At 71.5% G+C, this 20928-nt stretch carries 25 protein-coding genes; 11 read left to right on the top strand and 14 right to left on the bottom strand.

Going from position 1 to position 20928, the window contains the following annotated elements; translation table 11 throughout:
* Window positions 1–28 precede the first annotated feature (28 nt).
* Genes BLT99_RS15375 through BLT99_RS15365 form a run of 3 tightly spaced genes read right to left on the bottom strand, consistent with a single transcriptional unit; the run spans window position 29 to window position 1921 of the window.
* Window positions 29–1090 (bottom strand): AI-2E family transporter, encoded by a 1062-nt coding sequence (locus tag BLT99_RS15375; protein WP_092674387.1) that lies wholly within the window; start codon window positions 1088–1090, stop codon window positions 29–31.
* Window positions 1091–1099: 9 nt separating this feature from the next.
* Complete coding sequence (locus BLT99_RS15370) at window positions 1100–1438, bottom strand: SHOCT domain-containing protein (protein ID WP_229724554.1); 339 nt, start codon at window positions 1436–1438, stop codon at window positions 1100–1102.
* Window positions 1439–1489: 51 nt separating this feature from the next.
* A complete protein-coding gene (locus BLT99_RS15365) occupies window positions 1490–1921 on the bottom strand; it encodes a DUF6325 family protein (protein ID WP_092674382.1) in 432 nt (143 codons plus the stop codon).
* Between the two features lie 175 nt (window positions 1922–2096).
* Between BLT99_RS15365 and BLT99_RS15360 the strand changes: the two genes are divergently transcribed.
* Window positions 2097–2495 carry an SHOCT domain-containing protein gene (locus BLT99_RS15360; RefSeq protein ID WP_092674380.1) on the top strand — a complete coding sequence of 133 codons (399 nt, stop codon included), beginning with the start codon at window positions 2097–2099 and terminating at the stop codon, window positions 2493–2495.
* A 50-nt stretch (window positions 2496–2545) separates the two neighbouring features.
* On the opposite strand, the gene BLT99_RS15355 is transcribed toward BLT99_RS15360, so the two are convergent.
* From BLT99_RS15355 to BLT99_RS15330, 7 genes are all read right to left on the bottom strand, one after another.
* Window positions 2546–3676, bottom strand: coding sequence for a hypothetical protein (locus BLT99_RS15355; RefSeq protein ID WP_092674377.1), 1131 nt, complete (start codon window positions 3674–3676; stop codon window positions 2546–2548).
* A 133-nt stretch (window positions 3677–3809) separates the two neighbouring features.
* Window positions 3810–4307, bottom strand: a complete 498-nt coding sequence (locus BLT99_RS15350; protein ID WP_092674375.1) for a DUF2017 family protein — start codon at window positions 4305–4307, stop codon at window positions 3810–3812.
* Window positions 4304–4600 (bottom strand): ATP-dependent Clp protease adapter ClpS, encoded by a 297-nt coding sequence (gene clpS, locus BLT99_RS15345; protein ID WP_092674372.1) that lies wholly within the window; start codon window positions 4598–4600, stop codon window positions 4304–4306. Before clpS ends, BLT99_RS15350 begins: the two co-directional genes overlap by 4 nt.
* A gap of 12 nt (window positions 4601–4612) precedes the next feature.
* The gene (locus BLT99_RS15340) at window positions 4613–7294 is read right to left on the bottom strand and encodes an adenylate/guanylate cyclase domain-containing protein (protein WP_092674369.1); all 2682 of its coding nucleotides are present in this window, start codon (window positions 7292–7294) and stop codon (window positions 4613–4615) included.
* 51 nt (window positions 7295–7345) lie between these two features.
* Complete coding sequence (locus BLT99_RS15335) at window positions 7346–8479, bottom strand: class I SAM-dependent methyltransferase (protein WP_229724556.1); 1134 nt, start codon at window positions 8477–8479, stop codon at window positions 7346–7348.
* Complete coding sequence (locus BLT99_RS18120) at window positions 8476–8892, bottom strand: hypothetical protein (RefSeq protein WP_229724559.1); 417 nt, start codon at window positions 8890–8892, stop codon at window positions 8476–8478. The genes BLT99_RS15335 and BLT99_RS18120 overlap by 4 nt, the downstream gene beginning before the upstream one ends.
* Window positions 8893–8977: 85 nt before the next feature.
* A complete protein-coding gene (locus BLT99_RS15330) occupies window positions 8978–10369 on the bottom strand; it encodes a M20/M25/M40 family metallo-hydrolase (protein ID WP_197675503.1) in 1392 nt (463 codons plus the stop codon).
* Between the two features lie 165 nt (window positions 10370–10534).
* Between BLT99_RS15330 and BLT99_RS15325 the strand changes: the two genes are divergently transcribed.
* The 3 genes from BLT99_RS15325 to BLT99_RS15315 all read left to right on the top strand — a co-directional run bounded on the left by BLT99_RS15325 (window position 10535) and on the right by BLT99_RS15315 (window position 12793).
* Window positions 10535–11341 carry a hypothetical protein gene (locus BLT99_RS15325; RefSeq protein ID WP_092674364.1) on the top strand — a complete coding sequence of 269 codons (807 nt, stop codon included), beginning with the start codon at window positions 10535–10537 and terminating at the stop codon, window positions 11339–11341.
* A gap of 37 nt (window positions 11342–11378) precedes the next feature.
* Entirely contained in the window at window positions 11379–12272 is an 894-nt protein-coding gene (locus BLT99_RS15320) for a metalloregulator ArsR/SmtB family transcription factor (RefSeq protein ID WP_092674360.1), read from the top strand.
* Between the two features lie 104 nt (window positions 12273–12376).
* A complete protein-coding gene (locus tag BLT99_RS15315) occupies window positions 12377–12793 on the top strand; it encodes an arsenate reductase ArsC (RefSeq protein ID WP_092674357.1) in 417 nt (138 codons plus the stop codon).
* A 16-nt stretch (window positions 12794–12809) separates the two neighbouring features.
* Here BLT99_RS15315 and BLT99_RS15310 read toward each other — a convergent pair whose 3' ends face one another.
* On the bottom strand, window positions 12810–14183 hold the full coding sequence (locus tag BLT99_RS15310) for an NAD(P)-binding domain-containing protein (protein ID WP_092674354.1): 1374 nt from the start codon (window positions 14181–14183) through the stop codon (window positions 12810–12812).
* 90 nt (window positions 14184–14273) lie between these two features.
* On the opposite strand from BLT99_RS15310, the gene BLT99_RS15305 reads away from it, so the two are divergent.
* The 7 genes from BLT99_RS15305 (at window position 14274) to BLT99_RS15275 (ending at window position 18547) form a co-directional block, all read left to right on the top strand.
* A complete protein-coding gene (locus tag BLT99_RS15305; protein WP_092674351.1) occupies window positions 14274–14636 on the top strand; it encodes an ArsR/SmtB family transcription factor in 363 nt (120 codons plus the stop codon).
* A 72-nt stretch (window positions 14637–14708) separates the two neighbouring features.
* Complete coding sequence (locus BLT99_RS15300; RefSeq protein WP_092674348.1) at window positions 14709–15026, top strand: hypothetical protein; 318 nt, start codon at window positions 14709–14711, stop codon at window positions 15024–15026.
* 184 nt (window positions 15027–15210) lie between these two features.
* On the top strand, window positions 15211–16032 hold the full coding sequence (locus tag BLT99_RS15295) for an alpha/beta fold hydrolase (protein WP_092674345.1): 822 nt from the start codon (window positions 15211–15213) through the stop codon (window positions 16030–16032).
* Entirely contained in the window at window positions 16029–17480 is a 1452-nt protein-coding gene (locus tag BLT99_RS15290; RefSeq protein ID WP_092674342.1) for a sensor domain-containing diguanylate cyclase, read from the top strand. The genes BLT99_RS15295 and BLT99_RS15290 overlap by 4 nt, the downstream gene beginning before the upstream one ends.
* Window positions 17481–17564: 84 nt before the next feature.
* Window positions 17565–17879 (top strand): DUF7882 family protein, encoded by a 315-nt coding sequence (locus BLT99_RS15285; protein WP_092674339.1) that lies wholly within the window; start codon window positions 17565–17567, stop codon window positions 17877–17879.
* A 25-nt stretch (window positions 17880–17904) separates the two neighbouring features.
* Window positions 17905–18219 (top strand): DUF7882 family protein, encoded by a 315-nt coding sequence (locus BLT99_RS15280; protein WP_092674336.1) that lies wholly within the window; start codon window positions 17905–17907, stop codon window positions 18217–18219.
* Between the two features lie 43 nt (window positions 18220–18262).
* Window positions 18263–18547, top strand: a complete 285-nt coding sequence (locus BLT99_RS15275) for a hypothetical protein (protein WP_229724562.1) — start codon at window positions 18263–18265, stop codon at window positions 18545–18547.
* Here the strand turns inward: BLT99_RS15275 and BLT99_RS15270 are convergent.
* The 3 genes from BLT99_RS15270 to BLT99_RS15260 form a co-directional block, all read right to left on the bottom strand.
* Window positions 18532–19314, bottom strand: a complete 783-nt coding sequence (locus BLT99_RS15270) for an EAL domain-containing protein (protein WP_157675013.1) — start codon at window positions 19312–19314, stop codon at window positions 18532–18534. The genes BLT99_RS15275 and BLT99_RS15270 overlap by 16 nt on opposite strands.
* A 121-nt stretch (window positions 19315–19435) precedes the next feature.
* Complete coding sequence (locus BLT99_RS15265) at window positions 19436–19861, bottom strand: heat shock protein transcriptional repressor HspR (RefSeq protein WP_092674330.1); 426 nt, start codon at window positions 19859–19861, stop codon at window positions 19436–19438.
* Complete coding sequence (locus BLT99_RS15260; protein WP_092674327.1) at window positions 19858–20850, bottom strand: DnaJ C-terminal domain-containing protein; 993 nt, start codon at window positions 20848–20850, stop codon at window positions 19858–19860. The genes BLT99_RS15265 and BLT99_RS15260 overlap by 4 nt, the downstream gene beginning before the upstream one ends.
* Window positions 20851–20928: the final 78 nt, after the last annotated feature.

Below are 20928 nucleotides of genomic sequence, written 5' to 3'. Positions count from 1 at the left end.
ACTTCGCCCCCGCCGCCGCCGGGCCGGTCTAGGGAGATCCGCTGGATGTCTGCTGGGGGACTCTGGCGTCCCCCGACAGCCAGCGCAGGAATCGCGCGTCCGGATCGCGGTCGAGCAGGACGTCGCGCACGAGCAGCGTCAGGGGGATCGACAGGATGGCGCCGAGCGGACCGATCACGAACGTCCAGAACACCACCGAGACGAAGCTCAGTGTCAGGGAGAGGTCGACGGCGTCGCTGACGAACTTCGGCTGCACGAGCACCTGCAGCACGACGTTGACGACCGAGTAGATCGCGAGCACCGAGATCATGAGCGGCACGCCGCCGACCACGAACGCGAGCACGGCGGGCGGGATGACGCCGAGCACGAACCCGATGTTCGGGATGAAGTTCGTGACGAACGCGAGGATCGCCCACACGGCCGGCACCGGGATGCCGAGCGCCCACAGGGCGAGCCCGTCGATGACCGCCACCACGGCGCCGAACGACGCGTTGACGACGTAATAGCGGCGCACCGACGAGTTGTACGCGCGGATCCGGTCGATCGCCGGGCGCACGCCGGAGCCGAGCGCACGCTCGGCGCGCCCGTACCGCGCGGCGTCGGCGGCCATGAAGATCACGTACGCGAGCACGAAGAAGGCCGCCGTGACGAATCCCACGAGCCATCCGCTCGCCCCCTGCACCAGGTCGAGCAGCGCGGCCGGGTCGAGCGCGCTGGAGGTCGCGTCGGCGACCTGGTCGCCGAGCCCCACCGACGAGAGCCAGTCGACGACGGATGCCGCGGCGGCCTGCAGCTCGTCGAGCACATCGGTCACGAGCTGCGCGAACTGGACGCCCGCGAACACGAGCAGGGCGGCGAGCACCGCGAGGATCAGGTACGCGACCGCGATGACGACAGTCGTCGCGGCCCAGCGCGGCCATCCGCGACGCTGCAGCGGATGGCGCAGCGGGTGCACGATGATCACCAGCACCGCGCCGAGCGCGAGCGGCGCCACGATCTCGCGCGCGAACCAGAGGGCGCCGACCGCGAGCAGCGTCGCGATGAGCACGACGGCCGCGCGCAGGCCGGGGGCCGGCGCTGGTGCGCTCACCCCGTCGCCTCAGCCGAGCAGCTTGGCCTTCGCGGCGGCGAACTCCGCGTCGCTCAGGATGCCCTGTTCCTTCAGCGTCGCGAGCTTCTGCAGTTCGGCCACCACGTCGGTTCCGCCGGCGGCCGCGGGCGGCGGCGCCGCCTGCTGCGCGGCGGCCTGCTGCGCCGCGTACTGCTGCTGCTGATACTGCTGTTGCTGCTGCTGCTGGTACTGCTCGGCCTCCCACTGCTGCTGCGCGGCCGCCTGCTCCTGCGCCTGCTGGTCGGCGTAGCGCTCGTTCTGGCGGTGGGCGACCCGCCCGCTCACCGCCGTCGCGGTCCCGGCGACCACGGCCGTGCGTGCTGCCATGCCGATCAGTCCCGGCCGGCCTCCTCTACCCAGTGGCATGTCCGTCCTCCCCTATTCCACGTCCGCCGCGGCGGCGAACACCTGGTTGACGACCGTTGCGGGGATGCGCTCGACCTGCAGCACCTCGCCGCCGGATGCGGCGAACGCCGACGCGATCCGCTTGGCCCACAGCAGTTCGATCGCCATGATCGCGCCGGCCATGCCCGGCGGGATGCCGTCGGCCAGCGTGTCGATGTCCTCGTCGCCGATGATGCCGGAGGCCTCGAGCTCCACGACCGTGAAGCCGTAGTCGTCGCGGAACTCCTCGAACTCGCGGATGGTCACGCTGCCGTCCTCGCCCCGAGCGACGATGAGCAGGTCGAGCAGGCGGATCTCGTCGCCCACCATCAGGTCGCCGAGCGCCGACAGCGTCGCGTCGTCGGGTCTGTCGCCCTGGAAGCTCACGACGTAGATGTCGACCGGACCGTACTCCAACTCGGCCATGCGATTCCCCCTTGTTGATCGAGGCTGCGGGCGGCGGTGCCGCCCCCACGATTCAAGTCGTGCCCGCCCGACACCTCACGTGCCGAAGGTCCCGAGATTCCGTCGCGCCGTCGCTAGGGTGACGCTACGGGGGCGGCACCGACGTCCCCGCCATCGACTCGAAAGGCGCACCCCCGTGGACTTCTGGGACAACTTCTGGAACTTCGTGTGGATCTTCTTCTGGAGCTTCGCATTCATCGCCTACCTGTTCGCCCTGTTCGCGATCATCGGCGACCTCTTCCGCGATCACGAGACCAACGGCTGGGTCAAGGCGATCTGGATCATCTTCCTGATCTTCCTCCCCTTCCTGACCGCACTGATCTACCTGATCGCCAGGGGCGACGGGATGGCGCGCCGCTCCGCGAAGCAGGCGGCCGACATGCAGCAGCAGACCGACCAGTACATCCGCCAGACGGCTGGATCGCACAGTCCGTCCGACGAGATCGCCAAGGCGAAGGCTCTCCTCGACGCGGGCACCATCAACGCCCAGGAGTACGAGGCGCTCAAGGCCAAGGCGCTGACGCACACCGCCTGAACGAGGGAACGGAACGGCCGGGCGCTCCACGCGCCCGGCCGTTCGGCGTGTCAGGCCGTGACCGCCACGACCCGGCGGGGGACGACCGAGCCGGTGTTCCGCAGGAACAGGATGATCCAGCTGAAGATGAGCAGGCCGGCGACCAGTTCGACCGCCGTCAGGTTGTAGTACCCGGTGATGAAGAAGACCGCGAGCACGACGATGACGCCGACGTAGGCCCAGCCGACGTACACGAAGACGCGGGGCATCGTCGGGAGGAACTTCGGCAGGCCGATGACGAGCACCGCGTAGACCACCGCCATCCCGGTCGCGACCGTGTTGTGCAGCGCGAAGAAGTCGTCGACGGGGAAGATGCCGACGCACGCGAGCAGGATGCCGATGAGCACGAGCCCCCAGCGCGCGACGTCGCGGCCGCGACGCTCGCCGGGATTGGCCGCCGGGAGGCCGGCCGTGGCGTAGCGCGCGACGATCGTGACGATCGCGCCCGCGATGATGAGCGTCAGGTTGAACGCCAGCGCCGAGACGTCGTCGGTCATGCCGAGCGCGGAGAGGTTCTTCTCCCACCACAGCGGGTCGGTCGAGCTCAGCATCGCGGTGATCACGCCCACCACGAGGAACACGGCGAGCACGAGCGAGAGCAGCATGGGCGTCATCCGCACCGACGACAGGAACGACACATAGGCGGTCAGCGCGAGCGCCACGCCGAAGAGCGCCGCCGCCGGGATCAGGTACACCTCGGCGCCGAGGAAGCTCTGCTCGAGCACGTCGGCCAGCCCGGTCCATCCGAGCAGCGCGATGACCGCGTGCGCGAGCGCCAGCGCGAGCACGTCGAACCAGTGCAGTCGAGGACCGGGCTCGTCGAGCGATCCCGGCGCGCGATCGGGGCCCGTCGGCGCCGCGGCCGGCTCGACGGCCACGTCGCCCTCCCCGAAGCGCCGCCGCAGCACCATCCGGCCCGCGGCGAAGGCGAGCGCCGCGACGATCGCCGACCCGATCGCGACGGCAGCGCCGAGCGACCCCGGCCCGGCGATGGGAAGGTCGCGGCCCCAGAACAGCGCGAGGCCGAGCAGCGCGGACACGACGAACACGCCGGCGCCGACGATGAGCGCCGACGACTCCTCGGACTCGGTCGTGCGGGTGGGTTCCCTGAGGATCCCGGCGATCGTCGAGGGCTGCGACATGGATCCTCCGCTCGAGGCCCCGGCGCGCCGTCGCCCGGCGCGACCACCGTGGCCGTGGCACCAGCCTGCCAGTCGAGGACGCGTCCCGTCGCGGACTCCGCTTGCGACACGCCCAGCGTCCGACCCCGGCGGTTCAGCGGCCGATGGGGTCGAGCACCTCGAGCATCGACCCCTGCACGATCCCGGCCCACTCGTAGGCGGCGCGCAGGTAGTCGTCGCGTTCCTCGTCGGCCTCCTGGGCCTCTTCGGGGTCGGCGACTCCGACGCGCTCGGCGAGGATCAGCCGCAGGTCGGTGAGGAAGGTGAGCCATCCCCACGCCTGAGCCTGGTCGAGCTCGATCTCGACGAGCCCCTCGCCTCGGTTGGTGGCCGTGGCATCCCGAACCGACTGGGCGGCCTGCCGCTTGCCGTCGACGAGGCTCTCGCGCGTGTAGCGCGCGAACTCGGTCGCGGATGTCTCGTCGTCCTCGTACGCGGACGGGAACAAGCGGCCGAGCGCGGGGTCGTCCTCGCCGCCGAGCAGCAGGACCGAGTCGACCTGGTCGGCGAGCTCGGAGAGCAGCATGGCCTCCTCGGTCTCGAGGACGATCCGCACGCCGTCTGCGCCCCCCTCGCGCCCGGCGACGATCACGGCTCGACCTTCGAGACGGTCGCCTGCAGCCCGTAGCCGTGCATCGCCTGCACGTGACGCTCCATGGCCTCGCGATTGCCGGATGCCACGACCGCGCGGCCCTCGTGATGCACCTGCAGCATGAGCCGCTCCGCCTTCTCGCGCGGGTAGCCGAAGTAGCTGCGGAACACGTACGTGACGTAGGTCATGAGGTTGACGGGGTCATCCCAGACGATCGTCTGCCAGGGCAGGTCGGGTCGCACGGCCTCGTCGGTGACGAGGTCGGCGTCGAGCTGCTCGATCGTGGACGTCACCCATCCAGACTGTCACGGACGCGGGCCGGATCGCATGTCCCCCGTGGGATCTCGGCCGAGCGCATAGGCCACGGCCTGCGGCAGATCCATCGCCATGCCCGACTCGTACAACGGTGCCAGGTCCTCACGCGTCGGATCCAGCTCATCGATCGTGAGATCGCGGATGCGCGTCACCTCGTGGTCCACGATCTTGGCGCCCGAGGAGTTCCGGAGACCTCGCACGGCCCCGGCGAGCCGAGCCGCTCGCTCCTCGTCGCCGGAGGCCAGGGCGAGGGTCGCTGCGAGCGAGAGGAACAGCACGACCGCGGAGACGTCGCGGTGCGGCGCGAAGAGATCGAGACCCCGCTCGAGGTAGTCCCAGGACGTCTCGATGTCGTCGAGTCGCGCGCTGAAGATGGCGACCTCGAACATGCCCCAGCCCATGCCGAACTCGTTGCCCGCGCGACGGTAGTGCGCAATGCTCTCGTGGAAGAGCTCGAGTGCCCTCCTCGAGTCGTTGTCGAGGTCCGAGACCGACTGCCCCCTGCCCCAGGCGATGTTGCCGAGCCCGTTCTCGTCGGCGAGGTCGCGGTAGATCGCCTCGCCCTCGTCGTAGAGCCCGTAGACCTCGCGGCGGAGGTCGTCGGTGACGCCCGAGGCCAAGGCCGCGACCGACTGCCCCAGCGCCAGGTTGTAGATCGCGTTGGCGATCTCGCCGCGGTCGCCCAGCTCGCGCTGGATCACGAGCGCCTCCCGATAGGGCGGGACGCATCGATCGATCTCACCCTGCCACCAGTACACGCCGCCGAGCGCCTCGAGCGCCCGGGCCCGGTGCTGCGGCTCACCGCCCTCGAGCGAGACGACGGTCTCGAGCCGGCTCCGTCCCTCGTAGAGGTGACCCCGCGACTGCCAGAACCGCCACGATGCCGCGGCGAGGCGCAGCGCGAGATCGGTCTCCCCGTGGACCGCCGCCCAGTCGAGCGCCGTCCGCACGTTGTCGTGGTCGGTGTCGAAGCGGTCGAGCCACTCGGAGCGAGCCTCCCCCATGACGTGCGCCGCGACCTCCTCGGCCCAGTCGGCGTACGCCTCGAGGTGCCGGCGGTGCACGACCTCCCCGGACCCGCTCGCCTCGAGTTTCAGCAGCGCGACCTCGCGGATCACGTGCAGCGTGCGGAACCGGGCCCGGCCGCCCGGGGACGCGACCTGTCGCAGCAGCCCCTGGTCGACGAGCTCGGCGAGCCCGCCCAGCAGGTCGACGTCGAGATCGTCGCACACCCGCTCGATCTGCTCGAGGTCGGCGCCGCCCGCGAAGACGCCCAGCCTCGCGAAGAGCTCCTGCACCGGCGGATCGAGCAGGTCATGGCTCCACGCGATCGCCCCCTCGATCGTGCGCTGCCGTTCCGGCATGTCGACGGTTCCGGTGCCGGGACGGGCCGGATCCAGCCGGGCGAGGATCTCGGGCACCGGAAGCAGCCGCACTCGGGAGGCGACGAGCTCGATGGCGAGCGGCAGGCCGTCGAGTCCGCGCACGAGCTCGGAGACCGATGCGACGTTCTCCGAGGTCACCGAGAAGTCCGGGCGCACCGCCATGGCTCGATCGATGAACAACGCGACGGCGTCGGAGTCCGCTGCCGCGCCCGGGTCGTGCCGCGAGGGCAGGTCCATGGGCTCGAGGGGCATCTCCTGCTCGGCTGCGATCCGCAGTGGACCGCGCGACGTGACGAGGAAGCGGGATCTCGGCGATGCCGTGACCAGGTCGGCGACGACGGATGCGGCGGCGATGACCTGCTCGAAGTTGTCGAGGATGAGCAGCACCTCCTTGTCGGCCAACCGGTCGAGGAGCGCCTCGCGCGGCGGTCGGTTCCCGGGGGCCGAGTCCTCGCCGAGCGACCGGAGCACCTGCGACGGGACGACGGCGGGATCGTCGACCGGCGCGAGGTCGACGAAGTACACGCCGTCGCGGAAACGCGCGCCGATCTCGCTGCCGACCTGGATGGCGAGCCGGGTCTTGCCCGTCCCACCGGTGCCCGTGATGGTCACCACGTGCGAGGACTCCAGCAGCTCCCGCACCCGGACGCTCTCGCGTCGGCGACCGACGAAATGGGTGACCGGCATCGGCAGGTTGTTCGGCACGGCCTCGAGCGATCGCAGGGCGGGGAAGGCGCGGTCGAGCCCATCGATGTCGAGCTGGAAGATCCGCTCGGCCTGCGTCAGGTCCCTCAGGTGGTGCGGGCCGAGGTCGCGCATCGCGACGCCGCCGGGCAGCTCGTGCTCGACGAGCCCGGCGGTCGCCGCGGAGAGCAGGACCTGGCCGCCGTGCGCGCTCCCCATGATCCGGGAGGCGCGGTGCACGTCGAGCCCGATGTAGTCGTCACCGCCGAGGAGGCCGAGGCCGGTGTGGAGGCCCATCCGCACGCTCGGCGCCAGTCCGTCGGGCCACTCGTTCGCGGCCAGCGCGCGCTGGGCGTCGACGGCGGCCGCGACCGCGTCGACGGCCGAGGAGAACGCCGCGAAGAACCCGTCGCCCTCGGTCTTGACGACCGTTCCGCCGTGCTCGGCGATGGCGCCACGGAGGAGCCGGTCGTGGTCGGCGAGCAACGCGGGCCAGCGATCGGCGGCAGCCTCCAGCAGACGGGTCGATCCTTCGACATCCGTGAACAGGTAGGTGACCGTCCCCGTCGGGAGACGACGACTTCGCGAAGCCGTGGTGGTCACCCTTCGAGAGTGGCACGACCTCGGCTCGTCCGCACCCTCGGCCCGGGTGTGTCAGCGGGTCGACGCCGTCACGGTGAACTTCGGATTGCGGGCGACTTGGCGCGTCGGGCCGACGAGCCGCTCGAGCAGTGGGCGGTAGCGCAGGTGCGAGTTCCAGACGCACCACAGCTCGCCGCCGGGCTCGAGCACGCGCGCCGCGTCGGCGAACAAGTGGGTCGCGATGCCGGTGTGCACGGCCGCGTCGGAATGGAACGGCGGGTTCAGCACGACGAGCCGCTCGCTCGTATCGGGCAGGTGCTCGAGGGCGTCGGCTCGCGCGACCTCCACGCGGTCGGCGACGCCGTTCGCGTCGGCGGTCAGGGCGGCGGATGCCGCGGCCGCCGCGCTGCGGTCGGATGCGCGCACCACGACCTCCGGGCGCCGGCGCGCGAGCCACGTGGCGACGACGCCCGAGCCGCACGCGAGGTCAACGGCGGTCGCGGCATCCGGGACCGCGTCGTCGAGCACGTCGAGCAGGAACCGCGTGCCGATGTCGACGGCGGCGCCCGCGAACACGCCGCCGTGCGCGACGATCGTGAGCCCGAGCGCCTCGTCGTGCGCGCGTCGCGGCCAGCCGTCGGAGGGTCGTGCGCCGGACGTCGGACCCAGCGCGCCGGACGCGACGAGCACGCGCGACTTCTGCCGCGCATGCGTCACGTCGACGCGGGCGAACCGGTTCGCGAGCACGTCGTTCATCGCGAGGGACATGTGCTTGATGCGGCCGCCCGCGAACACCCGCACGTCGGCGGCCGCGTGCACGGCGATCAGCTCCGCGACCTGGTCGAGCCGATCGAGCGAGCGCGGCAGGCGCATGAGCACGACGCGGGCCCCCGCGACGAGCTGCGGCTCGAGCGGACGGCTGAGCGGACGATCGTCGGCGGACACTCCGACACGGACGGCGTTCTCGGCGAGCGCGCGCTCGCCCGTGATCGGGTCCTGGTGCACGCGCACCCCGCGCGCGCCCGCGCCGACGGCGCCGAGCGCGAGCGCGCCGTACGCGTCGTCGATGACGACGACCTCGCCGTGAGCCGCGTCGGCGAGCGCGGGCCCCGCCTCGTCGAGGATCAGCCGATCCGCGGCATCCGTCGCCTGCAGCCCCGGCGCCTCGAGATCGGGATGCCGCCGGAGGAGGTCGAGGTCGATCACGGGGCCGGTTCGCCGCCGGGCGTTCCCGCATCCGGCGAGTCCCGGGACGGTTCGAAGATGGGGCGCGTGGACGGGATCTCGATCAGCGGCGAGCTCCGGGCGTAGATCGACGTCCCGTCGTCGTCCGTCCCTTGGAGCGTGACGTCGGGGTTGACGTCGCCGTCGCCGGGGGCCGGCTCGGTCTCGGGGAGTGGGGTGCGTCTCGCCGCGCCGGGCGGGACGAGTTCGCCGATGAACTCCGTCCACTCGGAGCGCTCGAAGCGCTGCGTGCGGCCCGCGATGAGCACGGTCCATCCGTCGGCGTCCTCCGCGAGGCGACGCCCGCGACGGACGTCGGCCACCCAGCCGTGCTCCGCCGGCCGCCAGCGCACGAGCTGGACGCCGTGACCTCGCACCAGGCGGACCCGTCCCATGCCCCCATTCTCCCGCGGGATCTGGTCCTCGGATGCACGGTTGACAGACGCGACTCCGCAGCCGGGCGGCGCGCTCCGCCTGCGGCTATCGAATCGCGGCGGGCAGGCGACGCCAGAACTCGGCGAGCGTGACGGCGCCGCGTTCGAGCACGTCCAACCGGACGTGCTCGTCGGGCGCGTGCCAGCGGTCGTTCGGAAGTCCGGTGCCGAAGAAGAGCACGGGCGCGCCCGTGCGGCGCGCGAGCAGGTCGGCCGGCCCGCCGCCGCCGTTGCCCATTCGGCCGACGCGGTCGACCTCGAAACCGACCTCCATGGCCGCCGCGAGCGCGTCGACCGCGGGATGCTCGGGCGTCCGGTAGGGCGCTTCGGCGGTGACGTGGTCGAACTCCAGGTCGAAGCGGATGCCGCGCAGGCGATCCGCCACCCACCGCTCGACGTGCCCCGCGATCTCCTGCGGGTCCTGGTCTCCCGCGAGCCGGATGCTGAGCTCCGCAGTCGCCGTCGCCGGGATGACGGCGCGCGGGAGCCCTTCGGTGTCGCCCGCCTGCACGCTGATCACCTCGATCCACGGCCGGGCCCAGAGCCGCTCGGGCACCGTCCAGCCCGGCTCCCCCTCGTCACGCGAGGTCTCCGTCAGGGCGACCCACTGGGTCGGCTCGACGCCGAGCTCGGCGAAGTCGGCGCGCTGTCGCCCGTCCGGCGAGCTCGGCGCCTCCAGGCCCGGCACGGCGAGGCGGCCCTCGTCGTCGCGCAGCGCGGCGATCACGCGCGCGAGGTCGTGGATCGGGTTCGGCGACGTGCCCGAGACGGTTCCGCTGTGCACGTCGACCTCGGGCCCGTGCACCGTGAGCGTCGCGCCGATCATGCCGCGTACGCTCGTGCACACCGCCGGTCGGTCGGGGTCGAGCAGGAGCGTGTCGGAGAAGAGCACGAGGTCGGCCTGCAGGTCCGCGGCGTGCGTCTCCATGACCGTCGCGAGGTGCGGCGAGCCAAGCTCCTCCTCGCCGTCGATCAGGAAGCGGAGGTTGACGGCGGGCTCGCCGTCGACGGCGACGTGCGCGGCGAGTCCGGCCAGGTGGGTGAGCACTTGGCCCTTGGCATCCGACGCGCCCCGGCCGAACAGCAGCCCGTCGCGTTCGAGGGGTTCGAACGGCGCGGTGACCGACCACAATTCCGGCCGGATGGCGCGCACGTCGTGATGGCTGTAGACGAGCACCGTCGGCGCGTCGGGCCGCGCCATCCACTCGGCGAACACGGCCGCGCTGTCGGCCTGGGACCAGACCTCGACACGCGGGAAGCCCCCCTCGCGGAAGCGCCCCGCGAGGTACGCCGCCGATCGATGCACGGCTTCGACGCGTTCGGCGTCGCCGGCGATGGACGGGATGCGGACCCACTCCGCGAGCTCCTCGCGGAATCGGGCGCGGCGGCTGCTCACGACCCCCCGGAGCTGCGCCGCCGCGCCCGTCGCCCCATCCACGAGACGAGGCTACGCAGCGGCTCGAGGCGCCGCGCGGGATTGACCCGCATCCGTGCGGGGTGTACGCCCATCCACCGCGCCCGGCGATGCGACGGTCGGTTCGGGCCGAGCCGGAGCGGGTCAGCCCATGCGGCGACCAGTTCGGTTTGCTACCCTCGGCCCCCGATGCGACATTCGGCGCAGTTCCAGGGGGAGCGCCGCGCGGCGAGGGGATCGACCGCACGGCGCTCGTCTCGTGCGCCCGGACCGCGCCGACAGGCTGGATCCGTCACGGCGAAGCCGGCCGCCGCACCGCCGCCGAGGCCACGGCGCGACCGCGTCCGCCCCGCCCGCCGTCGCGGCATCGCCGCGCTTGCCGCCACCGTCGCGGTCGGCGGGCTGCTCGCGACCCTCGCCGTCGCCCCGCTCCCGCGCCCGTCGATCGCGGTGGCCGACAGCACCGTCGCCGCGCTCTCGCCGTTCTCGAGCGCGGCCCAGCAGGTCACGGTCGACGGCGCCATCGCACCCGCCGGCGTCTCGCGCGAGGGCTACTCGGCGGCGACCGGGCCCGAGACGCTCGTGGCATCCGGCACCAACTACGACTGGGCCGAGCTCGTGCTCATCTTCGGCGGCTGGCCGACCACCGACGAGAACGTGCGGCTCATGGTCGAGTGGATGCGCGAGGAGAACGGCCCCGACAACTGGTGGAACCGCAACAACCCGCTCAACAACGGCTACGGCTCGGGCGGCGGAAGCGGGCTCGGCAGCTACGACACGCTGGTCACGGCGGCGCGGTACGCCGCCTCCAACCTGCAGAAGCGCTCGTTCTACGCCGACATCGTCGCCGGACTCGAGGCCGGCACGTCGGCGCACGCCACGGCCCAGGCGATCTGGGCGTCGCCGTGGGCCGAGAGCCACTACGGCTACGGCAGCTGGTGGTCGTCCGCGCCCGTGCCGGTCGTCACGGCGCCGGCCTCGGCGTGGGGTCGCTGAGCCCGCCGATGTGTCCGGGTCTCATAGACTGCCATCTATGGGCAAGGGCGCGACGGATGCGGCGACCGGCGGTCTCGCGCTGATCGCCGATCCCACGCGCGCGCGCATGCTGGCGCTCATCCTCGCCAGCCCCGAGGGCCGCGCGACGGTCACGGCACTCGCGGACGAGCTCGGGCTCCGCCAGCCGACCGTGTCGCACCACGCCAAGACGTTGCACGACCAGGGCGTGCTGGAGCGCACCCCTGAAGGCCGGCGCGCCTGGTACTCCGTCGCGCCGTCCGAGCTCGATCGCGTGCGCGGCCTGCTGGGTGAACCCGGCGCCGCCCCGCCCGATGACGCCGTGGTCGATCGCATCGTCGACGACCTCTCGCAGCGGTTCGCGGGCACGTTCGCTCGTGAGACCGTGGCACGCTACGTGCGCGAGAGCCTCGATCTCGTCTCGGAACACGCTGCCGACTCCCCGCGACTGGCGTCACGGACGAGCGGCTTCGCTGCAGAGCGCCTCTCGGCACTCGCCGGGCACCGCGCGGAATCCCGCGGCACGCCCAAGGTCCTCTTCGTGTGCGTGCAGAACGCGGGGCGGTCGCAGATGGCGGCGGCGATCCTCCGGCACCTCGCCGGCGACCGCGTGCACGTGCGCACGGCCGGGTCGGAGCCGGCGAGCGAAGTGAGTCCCGCCATCCTGAGCGCGCTCGACGAGATCGGCGTGCCGACCGGCGGGGAGTTCCCCAAGCCGCTGACCGACGAGGTCGTCCGGGCGGCCGATGTCGTGATCACGATGGGCTGTGGCGACGCCTGCCCGGTCTACCCCGGGAAGCGGTACCTCGACTGGGAGCTCGACGATCCGGTGGGGCAGCCGACGGCACGGGTGCGCGCCATCCGCGACGACATCGACCGGCGCGTGCGGGAGTTGCTGGCCGAGCTCGCCTGAGGACGACGGTCGTGCGGATGAACTCGCGATGAACACCGCGACACCCGCTTGGCCGATGCATAGATCTCGATCTATGCTTTAGGTAACCCAGAGGGAGGCCGCCCATGCCCGACAAGCCGACCGTCCTGTTCGTCTGCGTGCACAACGCCGGCCGCTCGCAGATGGCTGCCGGCTACCTGCGCCAGCTCGGCGGCGACCGCGTCGAGGTGCTCTCAGCCGGCTCGGCCCCGAAGGACGAGATCAATCCCGTTGCCGTCGACGCCATGGCCGAGGAGGGCATCGACATCGCCGGGAACACCCCGAAGGTGCTCACGACCGAGGCCGTGAAGGACTCTGACGTCGTGATCACGATGGGCTGCGGCGACGCCTGCCCGATCTTCCCCGGCAAGCGCTACGAGGACTGGGGGCTCGACGACCCCGCGGGCCAGGGCATCGAGGCCGTCCGCCCCATCCGCGATGAGATCCGACGGCGCGTCGAGAAGCTGCTCGGCGAGATCCTCGCGGATCGGGCGCCCGCATAGCACGCGCGCCGACGCGTCAGCTGCAGCAGCTCGACTGGGCGGCGGTGCCGGATGCCGCGACGGGATCGATCCCGCAGGAGCTCGCGCTCGCGCCATCCGCCGGCAGGCTCGACGAGCAGACGCCCGTCGCGGGCAGCACGAGCTCGACATTGCGGGCTGCCACCTCGTCACCGGCGATCCACGCCGTGATCGAACGGACCTGCTCGTACCCGGTCGCGAGCAGGAAGGTCGGCGCGCGGCCGTAGCTCTTCATGCCGGCGAGGAAGAAGCCGGGCTCGGGATGCTCGAGCTCGGCGAACCCGTGCGGCTCGACCGTGCCGCACGTGTGCACGTTCGGGTCGATGAGGGGCGCGAGGCGCTTGGGCGCCTCGACGATGTCGTCGAGCTCGAGGCGGATCTCGCGGAGCATGTCGAGGTTCGGCCGGAAGCCGGTCGCGTTCACGACCACGTCGGTCTCGTGCTCGACCAGCTCGTCGCCGCGGAGCCCGTAGAGGCGCACGCCGTCGTCGGTGCGGCCGAGGCGGACGGTCTCGAATCGATCGACCAGCTCGATGCGTCCGGAGTGCACCAGCGCGTCGACGCGCCGGCCGATGTCGGCCCGAGCGGCGAGCTCGTCGTCCTCCGAGGTGGTGACCCGGACGGCACGGGCGTTGCGGATCAGCCAGGTGATGCGGGTGCCCGGCTCCTCGTCAGCGAGAGCGGCGAGGGCGAGCAGGGTGTTCGCCGCCGAGTGCCCGGCTCCGACGACCGTCGTGTGGCGGCCGGCGAAGCGGGCGCGCTCGCGGCCGAGCACGTCGGGAAGGGCATGGCCGACCCGGTCGGCGACGTCGGGAAGCCCGAGCGGGTCGAGCCCCGACGACGCCAGGCTGTTCGGCTGCTGGTACGTGCCCGACGCGTCGATGACGGCGCGCGCCGTGGTCTCCTCGACGCCGTCGGCCGAGTGGACGCGGAGGAGGAAGGGCGTCGACGCGCGATTCGCCGTGCGGGTCCGGTCCATGCCTCGGCGCGTGATCGCGTCGACCGTCACGCCCTTGCGGATGCGCGCGGCGATGGGCTCGAGCGCGGCGAGCGGCTCCAGGTAGCGCTCGACGAGCTCGGTGCCCGTGGGGAGGGACTCGGGCGACGGAAGCTCCCAGCCGACCGCCTCGAGCAGTCGGCGGGAGGCGGGGTCGACGACGTGCTTCCACGGTGAGAACAGGCGAGTGTGACCCCACTGTCGGATGCTGCTCGCGATCTCGTCGCCCGCCTCGTAGACGATGAACTCGATGCCGCGCTCGACGAGGTTCGCGGCGGCCGCGAGCCCGATCGGGCCGGCGCCGATGATCGCGACCGGCAGGGTGTCGAGCCGGCGCTCCCGCAGGGTCTCGGCGGTGAGATCGATCAGGGTCATTTCGGGCTGCTCCTTGGATATCGATGAACTTCAATATTCAGTGTTGCCATTCCATCGAAGTTTGTCAATATTCAAGCTAGGATGGGTCGCATGACGGTGACACTGCTTCCGATGGCCGAGCCGGAGTCGACGGTGTGCTGCGCTCCGCTCACTCGCGAGACCATCGAGCCCGAGCAGGCCGACCTCCTCGCGCGCAAGCTCAAGGCCCTCGCCGACCCGACGCGTCTTCGGCTCGTCTCGATGGTCGCGGCATCCGATGGTGAGGAAGCCTGCGTGTGCGATCTCATCGACCCCGTCGGCCTGAGCCAGCCCACCGTCTCGCACCACCTCAAGATCCTGATGGAGGCCGGGTTCCTCACGCGCAGCAAGCGCGGCACCTGGGCGTACTACAAGCTCGTCCCGGGTGCGCTCGGGCAGCTCTCGCAGTTGCTCGACGTCACCGCATCTCGCTGACCGCAACCGCCCCGGAGTCCCTCCGGGCCGAAGGTCATCGACGTGGGGGCGCGTACGTGCGATCATCCCCCCATGGCGACTGATGTCGAGCCGGTTCCTCCCGGAGCCGGCGCCCGAGACGGGGCTGGCCTGCTGTTCATCTTCGGAGTGCTCGTCGCGGCCATGTGCGGCGGACTCCGGATGATCGCCGACGGTGCTGCGGGCACCGATCCGACGCTCGACCTGTGGCTGTGGGCCGCGGCGATCGTCACCACGTTCTCGACCGGGGGAGTCATCGCGCTCGTCACCAGGGAGTACCAGTACCATCGCCGGTTCGGTGTGGGCATCGCGCTGGTCGCGGCCGCGGTGCTCGCGACGACGTGCGTGTGGTTCGTCATCGCAGCACTGTGACGGCGCGGCGCGGCATCCGCTCGCTCACGCATACCGTGGGGCGGGTTCCGTCGTCAACCCCCCTTGACCGAACGCGCCAGAATATGCCGGTTCACCGGGCCGCGGTAGAGTCCCGGAAAGGATGCGGCGACGCTCCTCCACGGCCGACCCAGCCGACCCGAACCCCGCGCTGATCAGGAGCCCCATGACCATCATCGCCGCCGACCCGCGTTCGCACGTGCTTCGCAGGAACAACGTCACGGAGTCCGGGGATCGCACGGCGCGACCGATCGTCTTCGCCCACGGCTTCGGCTGCAGCCAGGAGATGTGGCAGGCGGTGGCCCCGCAGTTCGAAGCCGACCACCACGTGGTGCTGTTCGACGCCGTCGGCTCGGGCAGCTCCGACCCCGCCGCGTACGATCCGGCGAAGTACGACTCGTTGCACGGCTACGCCGACGACCTGCTCGACATCCTCGAGGCGCTCGACCTGCACGACGTCGTCTTCGTCGGGCATTCGGTGGCGGCCATGGTGGGCGTGCTGGCCTCCAACGTCGACGCCTCGCGATTCGGGGCGCTGGTGCTGGTCGGGCCCTCACCGCGATACCTCGACGACGACGGCTACACGGGCGGCTTCCGCCGCGAGGACATCGACGGCCTGCTCGACGCGCTCGACGCCAACTACCTCGGATGGTCCGAGACGATGGCCCCGTTGATCATGGGACGTGCCGATCGCCCCGAGTACGGGGCGCAACTGACCGAGAGCTTCTGCAGCATCGACCCGCGGATCGCGAGCCAGTTCGCACGCGTGACCTTCCTCTCCGACAACCGCCGCGACCTCGAGCTGGTCGGCACTCCGACGCTCGTCCTGCAGTGCTCCGAGGACGTCATCGCGCCGACGGCCGTCGGCCGGTACGTGCACGAGCAGATCCCGGGCAGCCGCTTCGTGCAGCTGGCTGCGACCGGCCATTGCCCGAACGTCTCCGCGCCCGATGAGCTCGCCGACGAGATCAGGGCGTTCCTCCGATGACGATCTCCTCAGCCCCACCACCCCTCGGGAGCGGCGCCGACGAGCTCCGGGAGTCGTTCGCCGAACTCTTCCACGGCGCGCCGTGCGGGTACCTCACGACGACCACCGACGGCGTGATCACGCGCGCGAACCGGACGCTCGTGACCTGGACGGGCCACTCCGAGGACGACCTGATCGGCACCTCGCTCGTCGACCTGCTCACGCCAGCGGGGCAGTTGTTCTACGAGGCGCGATACGCCACCGTCCTCCGGCTCGCCGGCGAGGTCCGCGAGGTCGCGCTCTCCATCCGTTGCGCCGACGGTCGCGACCTCCCCGTGCTCGTCAACGCGGTGATCGCGCCCGAACGCGATGGAGCGCCCGAGGAGATCCGCACGGCGATCTTCGACGCGACGGAGCGCCAGGACTACGAGCGACAGCTTCTCGTCGCCCGTCGACAGGCCGAGGCGTCCGAGGCCCGAGTCCGCGTCCTGCAGGACGCCTCGAGTGCCTTCGGCCTCGTCATGAACGCGCAGGAACTCGGCGAGGCGCTCATCTCCGCCGCCCGTACGGGCCTGCTCGCCGCGGGTGCCGCGGTCCTCCTGCACGACGAGCACGGCAACCAGGACCTCATCGCCGACGGCGTCCAGGTCGATCCGCTCATCTCCGCAGGACTCATGGACCTCGCCGCGCAGGCCATCGAGGGTGACGAGGTGGTCACGGTGTCGAGCCTCGACCAGGCCGCCGCCATCCGCCCCGACCTCGACGTCGCCCTGCAGGATCAGCGGCTCGCGGCACTCAGCATCGCGCCGCTCCGCGGCGACTCGGCCTCACGCGGCGTCGTCGTCTGCTTCTACGGACGCGATCAGGTCTTCGACGACGAGACCCGCGACATCCACGCTGCGCTGGCGCGGCAGGCGGCGCAGGTGCTCCGCAGGGTCCGGCTCCAGGAGGAGCTCTCCCACCGCGCCCTGCACGACCAGCTCACCGGGCTGGCCAATCGCAAGCTGCTCCAGGAGCGGCTCGAGGCGGCGTTGGCCGGCGCGCAGCGCGACGGCCGGCCGCTCTCGATCGTGTTCATCGACCTCGACGGCTTCAAGCCGATCAACGACGCACTCGGCCATCGCATCGGCGACGAGGTGCTTGTCGAGGTCGCCGACCGCCTGCGGGGCGTCGCGCGCGCGTCCGATCCGGTCGCCCGCTACGGCGGCGACGAGTTCGTCATCGTGTGCGAGAACGCCGATGCCGAGGCCGCGCGGATCCTCGCCGAGCGATTCCGCCACGAGGTGGGTCGGCCGTTGACGAGCGTGCCACCGCGATACGCTGTCGCGGCGAGCATCGGCGTGGCGACCTGGAACCCCGACGACCGCGCGGGCGCGCCGGACGCCGACCAGCTGATCCGGCTGGCCGACGAGGCGATGTACGACTCGAAGCGTGGCGGTCGTGACCGCGTCACGTCGGTGACGGCGTAGGCGGATGCACCGCACACCGGCCGGCTCGTCCGGCCGAACGCCGGGACGCCCGGCATCCGTTCCGTTCCCGAGGAAGGAGGCGACATGGGAACACTGGAATACAACTCGAAGCTCTCGGCGACGTTCGACGACCGGACACTCGCCCACCTGCAGGTGGTGATCTGGTCCAAGCTGCGTCGCGGCGAGCACTTCGCATTCACGTGGGTCGACGAGGAGGCCTCACCGCCCCGGACCTCGGTCTGGTGCAGTCCCACCATCCCGATGAGCTTCCAGTTCGACCAGGCCGAGCCGTCCGAGCTCAATCCGAGATGGGTCGAGGTCCTGACCAAGGCAGCCAACTCGGCGGGCGGGCTGCGGCTCGTCGCGGAGCCCGGCGACGTGCCGGCGCCGACCCGATGACATCGACACCAAGAGGAGGAACGGGATGGGAACGCTGATCTACGGTCCGCGGATCTCGGAGTTCGAGATCGAGGATCGCACGCTCGCGCACCTGCAGTTCGTGATCGCGGCGAAGCTGCAGCGCGGCGAGAACTTCATGTTCACCTGGAGCCATGGGATGGAGCGCGGCAGCGGCCGCAGCGTCATCTGGATCAGCCCGGCTGCCCAGGTGCATTTCCGGTTCAGCGGCAACCGCGCCCCCACGCTCAATCGCGCCTGGCTCGAGATCCTGATGGACAGCGCGAACAGCCGCGCCGGACTGCACTGGGTGCCCGAACCGACCGAAGCGGTTCGCGCGTGACGGGCCGCGGCGCACGACGGACACGAGAGAACGGAGCATCACAGTGAAGATCCATCGACTGACGGTCGACGGCAAGGACTACTTCCTGCCCGACCCCATCGACGAACTGCGGGCGCAGATCCTCGCCGCGGTGCAGGGCGGCGGCGGCTACGTCAACATCCCGCCGCTGCGCGGCGGACCCGGCATCGACATCCTCTTCTCACCGGGCATGCCGGTGACGTGGACCCAGCTCGACATAGGCGAGTCCGGGGAGCCGGGGGCACCCGGATCGGGCTCCGGCCAGGACTCCGACGACGAGTCGTTCGAGGATCCCTACAGCTCGCTCTGAGCCGGACCGTCCGCCTCCGCCTGGAGGCGGGCGGTCATCCGTTCGGGTGGCGTGGGACGACCGAACAGGAACCCCTGGGCCCGGTGGAAGCCGAGCGCCCGCACGGCCTCCCACTGCCGCTCGGTCTCGACGCCTTCGGCGACCGTACGGAGACCGCGCTCGTGGGCGAAGCCGACGAGTCTCGCGGCCATACGGTCGTCGTCGGGCAGACGCTCGATCACCGAGCGATCGACCTTGAGCTCGGTGATCGGCAGGGCCGCCGAGCGGGACTCCGCCTCTTCCAGGCTGCGGACATCGTCGAGCGACACCCCGACGCCGTGCGCCTGCAGTCGGTCGAGCATGGCGGCGGCGGTCGCCGGCGAGGGCCGGGACTCGGTGAGCTCGAGTGTGAGCAGGCTCGGCACGAGACCGGCGTGCGCCAGCCGATCGAGCACGCGCTCGGCGAAGTCGGGCTGCTCGAGCTGCACTGCGGCGACGTTGACGGCGACCTCGAGCGGTCGACCCGAGTCCGCGAGCTCTGCGCCGTACCGGCAGGCGGCGCGGATCATGGCATCGCCGACCGCGTCCATCGACCGGGTCTCCTCGGCGATGGGGATGAAGTGCTGCGGTCCGAGCACGCCGCGCTCGGGATGACGCCACCGGCTCAGCGCCTCGACCGCGACCGTGCGCCCGCTCGTCGCATCCACCTGCGCCTGGTACTCCGCGATGATCTCGCCGCGCGCCGCGGCACGGCGCAGCTCGCGAATGACGCGGTGGTTCCCGTGCACGATTTCCTCCCCCGGCCCGCATGGGCCGTGGCTATTCTGCGCGCCTCAGCCGATTTCGGTCAAAAGGAGGACACGGCGCAGGTCGATCCGTATAATCGGCGCGCGATCTCGCGGGCGCCGTTCAGCCGCGCTCGAGCGGTCGCCAGACGACGACCGCATTCTCACGGCGGACACGGGTTCCGGTGCGCACCGACACGATGTCGCCCTCGCTGCCGGCAGCGAACACGCGACGACCCGGACGGTTGAGCATCTCGTCGGCGAGCGCGCGCTCGAGCTCGCGCACGCGGGCACGCAGTTCGGTCACCTCGTTCTCGAGTCCGAGCACACGACGGATGCCCTCGAGGCTCACGCCCTCGCTCGAGAGCTGCTGGATCTCACGCAGCTGCGCGACATCCCGCATCGAGTAGCGCCGCGACTTGCCCGCGGTGCGCTTGGGCGACACGAGGCCGAGTCGGTCGTACTGGCGGAGCGTCTGCGGATGCATCCCGGCGAGCTCGGCCGCGACGGAGATCACGAAGAGCGGGCTCTCGCCGTCGACCTGCATCATGCGCCCCGTGCCTTGGCGAGGAGGTCGGCGCGGGGGTCCTCGTCGGGCAGCTGCGCCGCGAACTCGCGCAGGCGCTCCTCGGCGTCCTTCGAGAGGTGCGACGGCACGGCGACCTGCACGACGGCGAGGAGGTCGCCCGTGCCCTTCGACGAGTGCACGCCGCGGCCCTTGACGCGAAGCACGCGGCCGCTCGGCGTGCCGGGCGCGACGCGCAACTTGACCGGGTCGCCGCCGAGCGTCGGCACCTGGATGGTGGCGCCGAGCGCGGCTTCGGTGAACGTGACGGGCACGTTCACGCGCAGGTTGAGGCCGTCGCGTTCGAAGACAGGGTGAGGGCGCACCTTGACGGTGAGTACGATGTCGCCGGGCTCGCCGCCGTCGGGCGACGGATGACCCTTGCCCCGGAGCCGGATCTTCTGCCCGTCGGCGACGCCGGCCGGCACGTTCACGGTGATCTCGCGACCCTCGGACGTCTGCAGCGTGATGCGGTCGCCCTTCGTCGCGGTGATGAAGTCGAGCGTCGTCGACGCGGTGACATCCCGGCCGCGGGTCGGGCCGCCGAACCCGCGGTATCCGCCGGTCGGCTGCCCGAAGCGACCGCCGCCGAAGAGCCCGCCGAGCAGGTCCTCGTACTGCCCGCCCTGCTGGTAGGTGTACCGCGTGCCGCCGGCGCCGCCCGGCCCACCGAACATGCCGCCGAACACGTCCTCGAAGCCGCCGCCCCCGCCGCCGGGCGCGGTGAAGCGGGCTCCGCCCCCCATCGCGCGGACGGCGTCGTACTCCTTGCGCTCCTCGGCGTCGGAGAGCACCGAGTGCGCCTCGCTGATCTCCTTGAACTTCGCCTCGGCCGCGGCGTCCCCCGGGTTCTGGTCGGGGTGGTACTTGCGCGCGAGCTTGCGGTAGGCCTTCTTGATGTCGGCGTCGCTCGCGTCCTTCGAGACGCCGAGGATCGCGTAGAAGTCCTTGTCGAACCAATCCTGGCTGGCCATCGGCGCCTCCTTCCTGAAATCTAGCGGGTCCCTGCCGGCGGTCGAGCAGGGCCGAAGGCCTCACTCGACCACCGGCGG

The organism is Agromyces flavus, from assembly GCF_900104685.1.
GTDB classification, from domain to species: Bacteria; Actinomycetota; Actinomycetes; order Actinomycetales; family Microbacteriaceae; genus Agromyces; species Agromyces flavus.
Note: the sequence above shows the minus strand (reverse complement) of the source record. Positions and strands in the feature narration are given on the sequence as shown.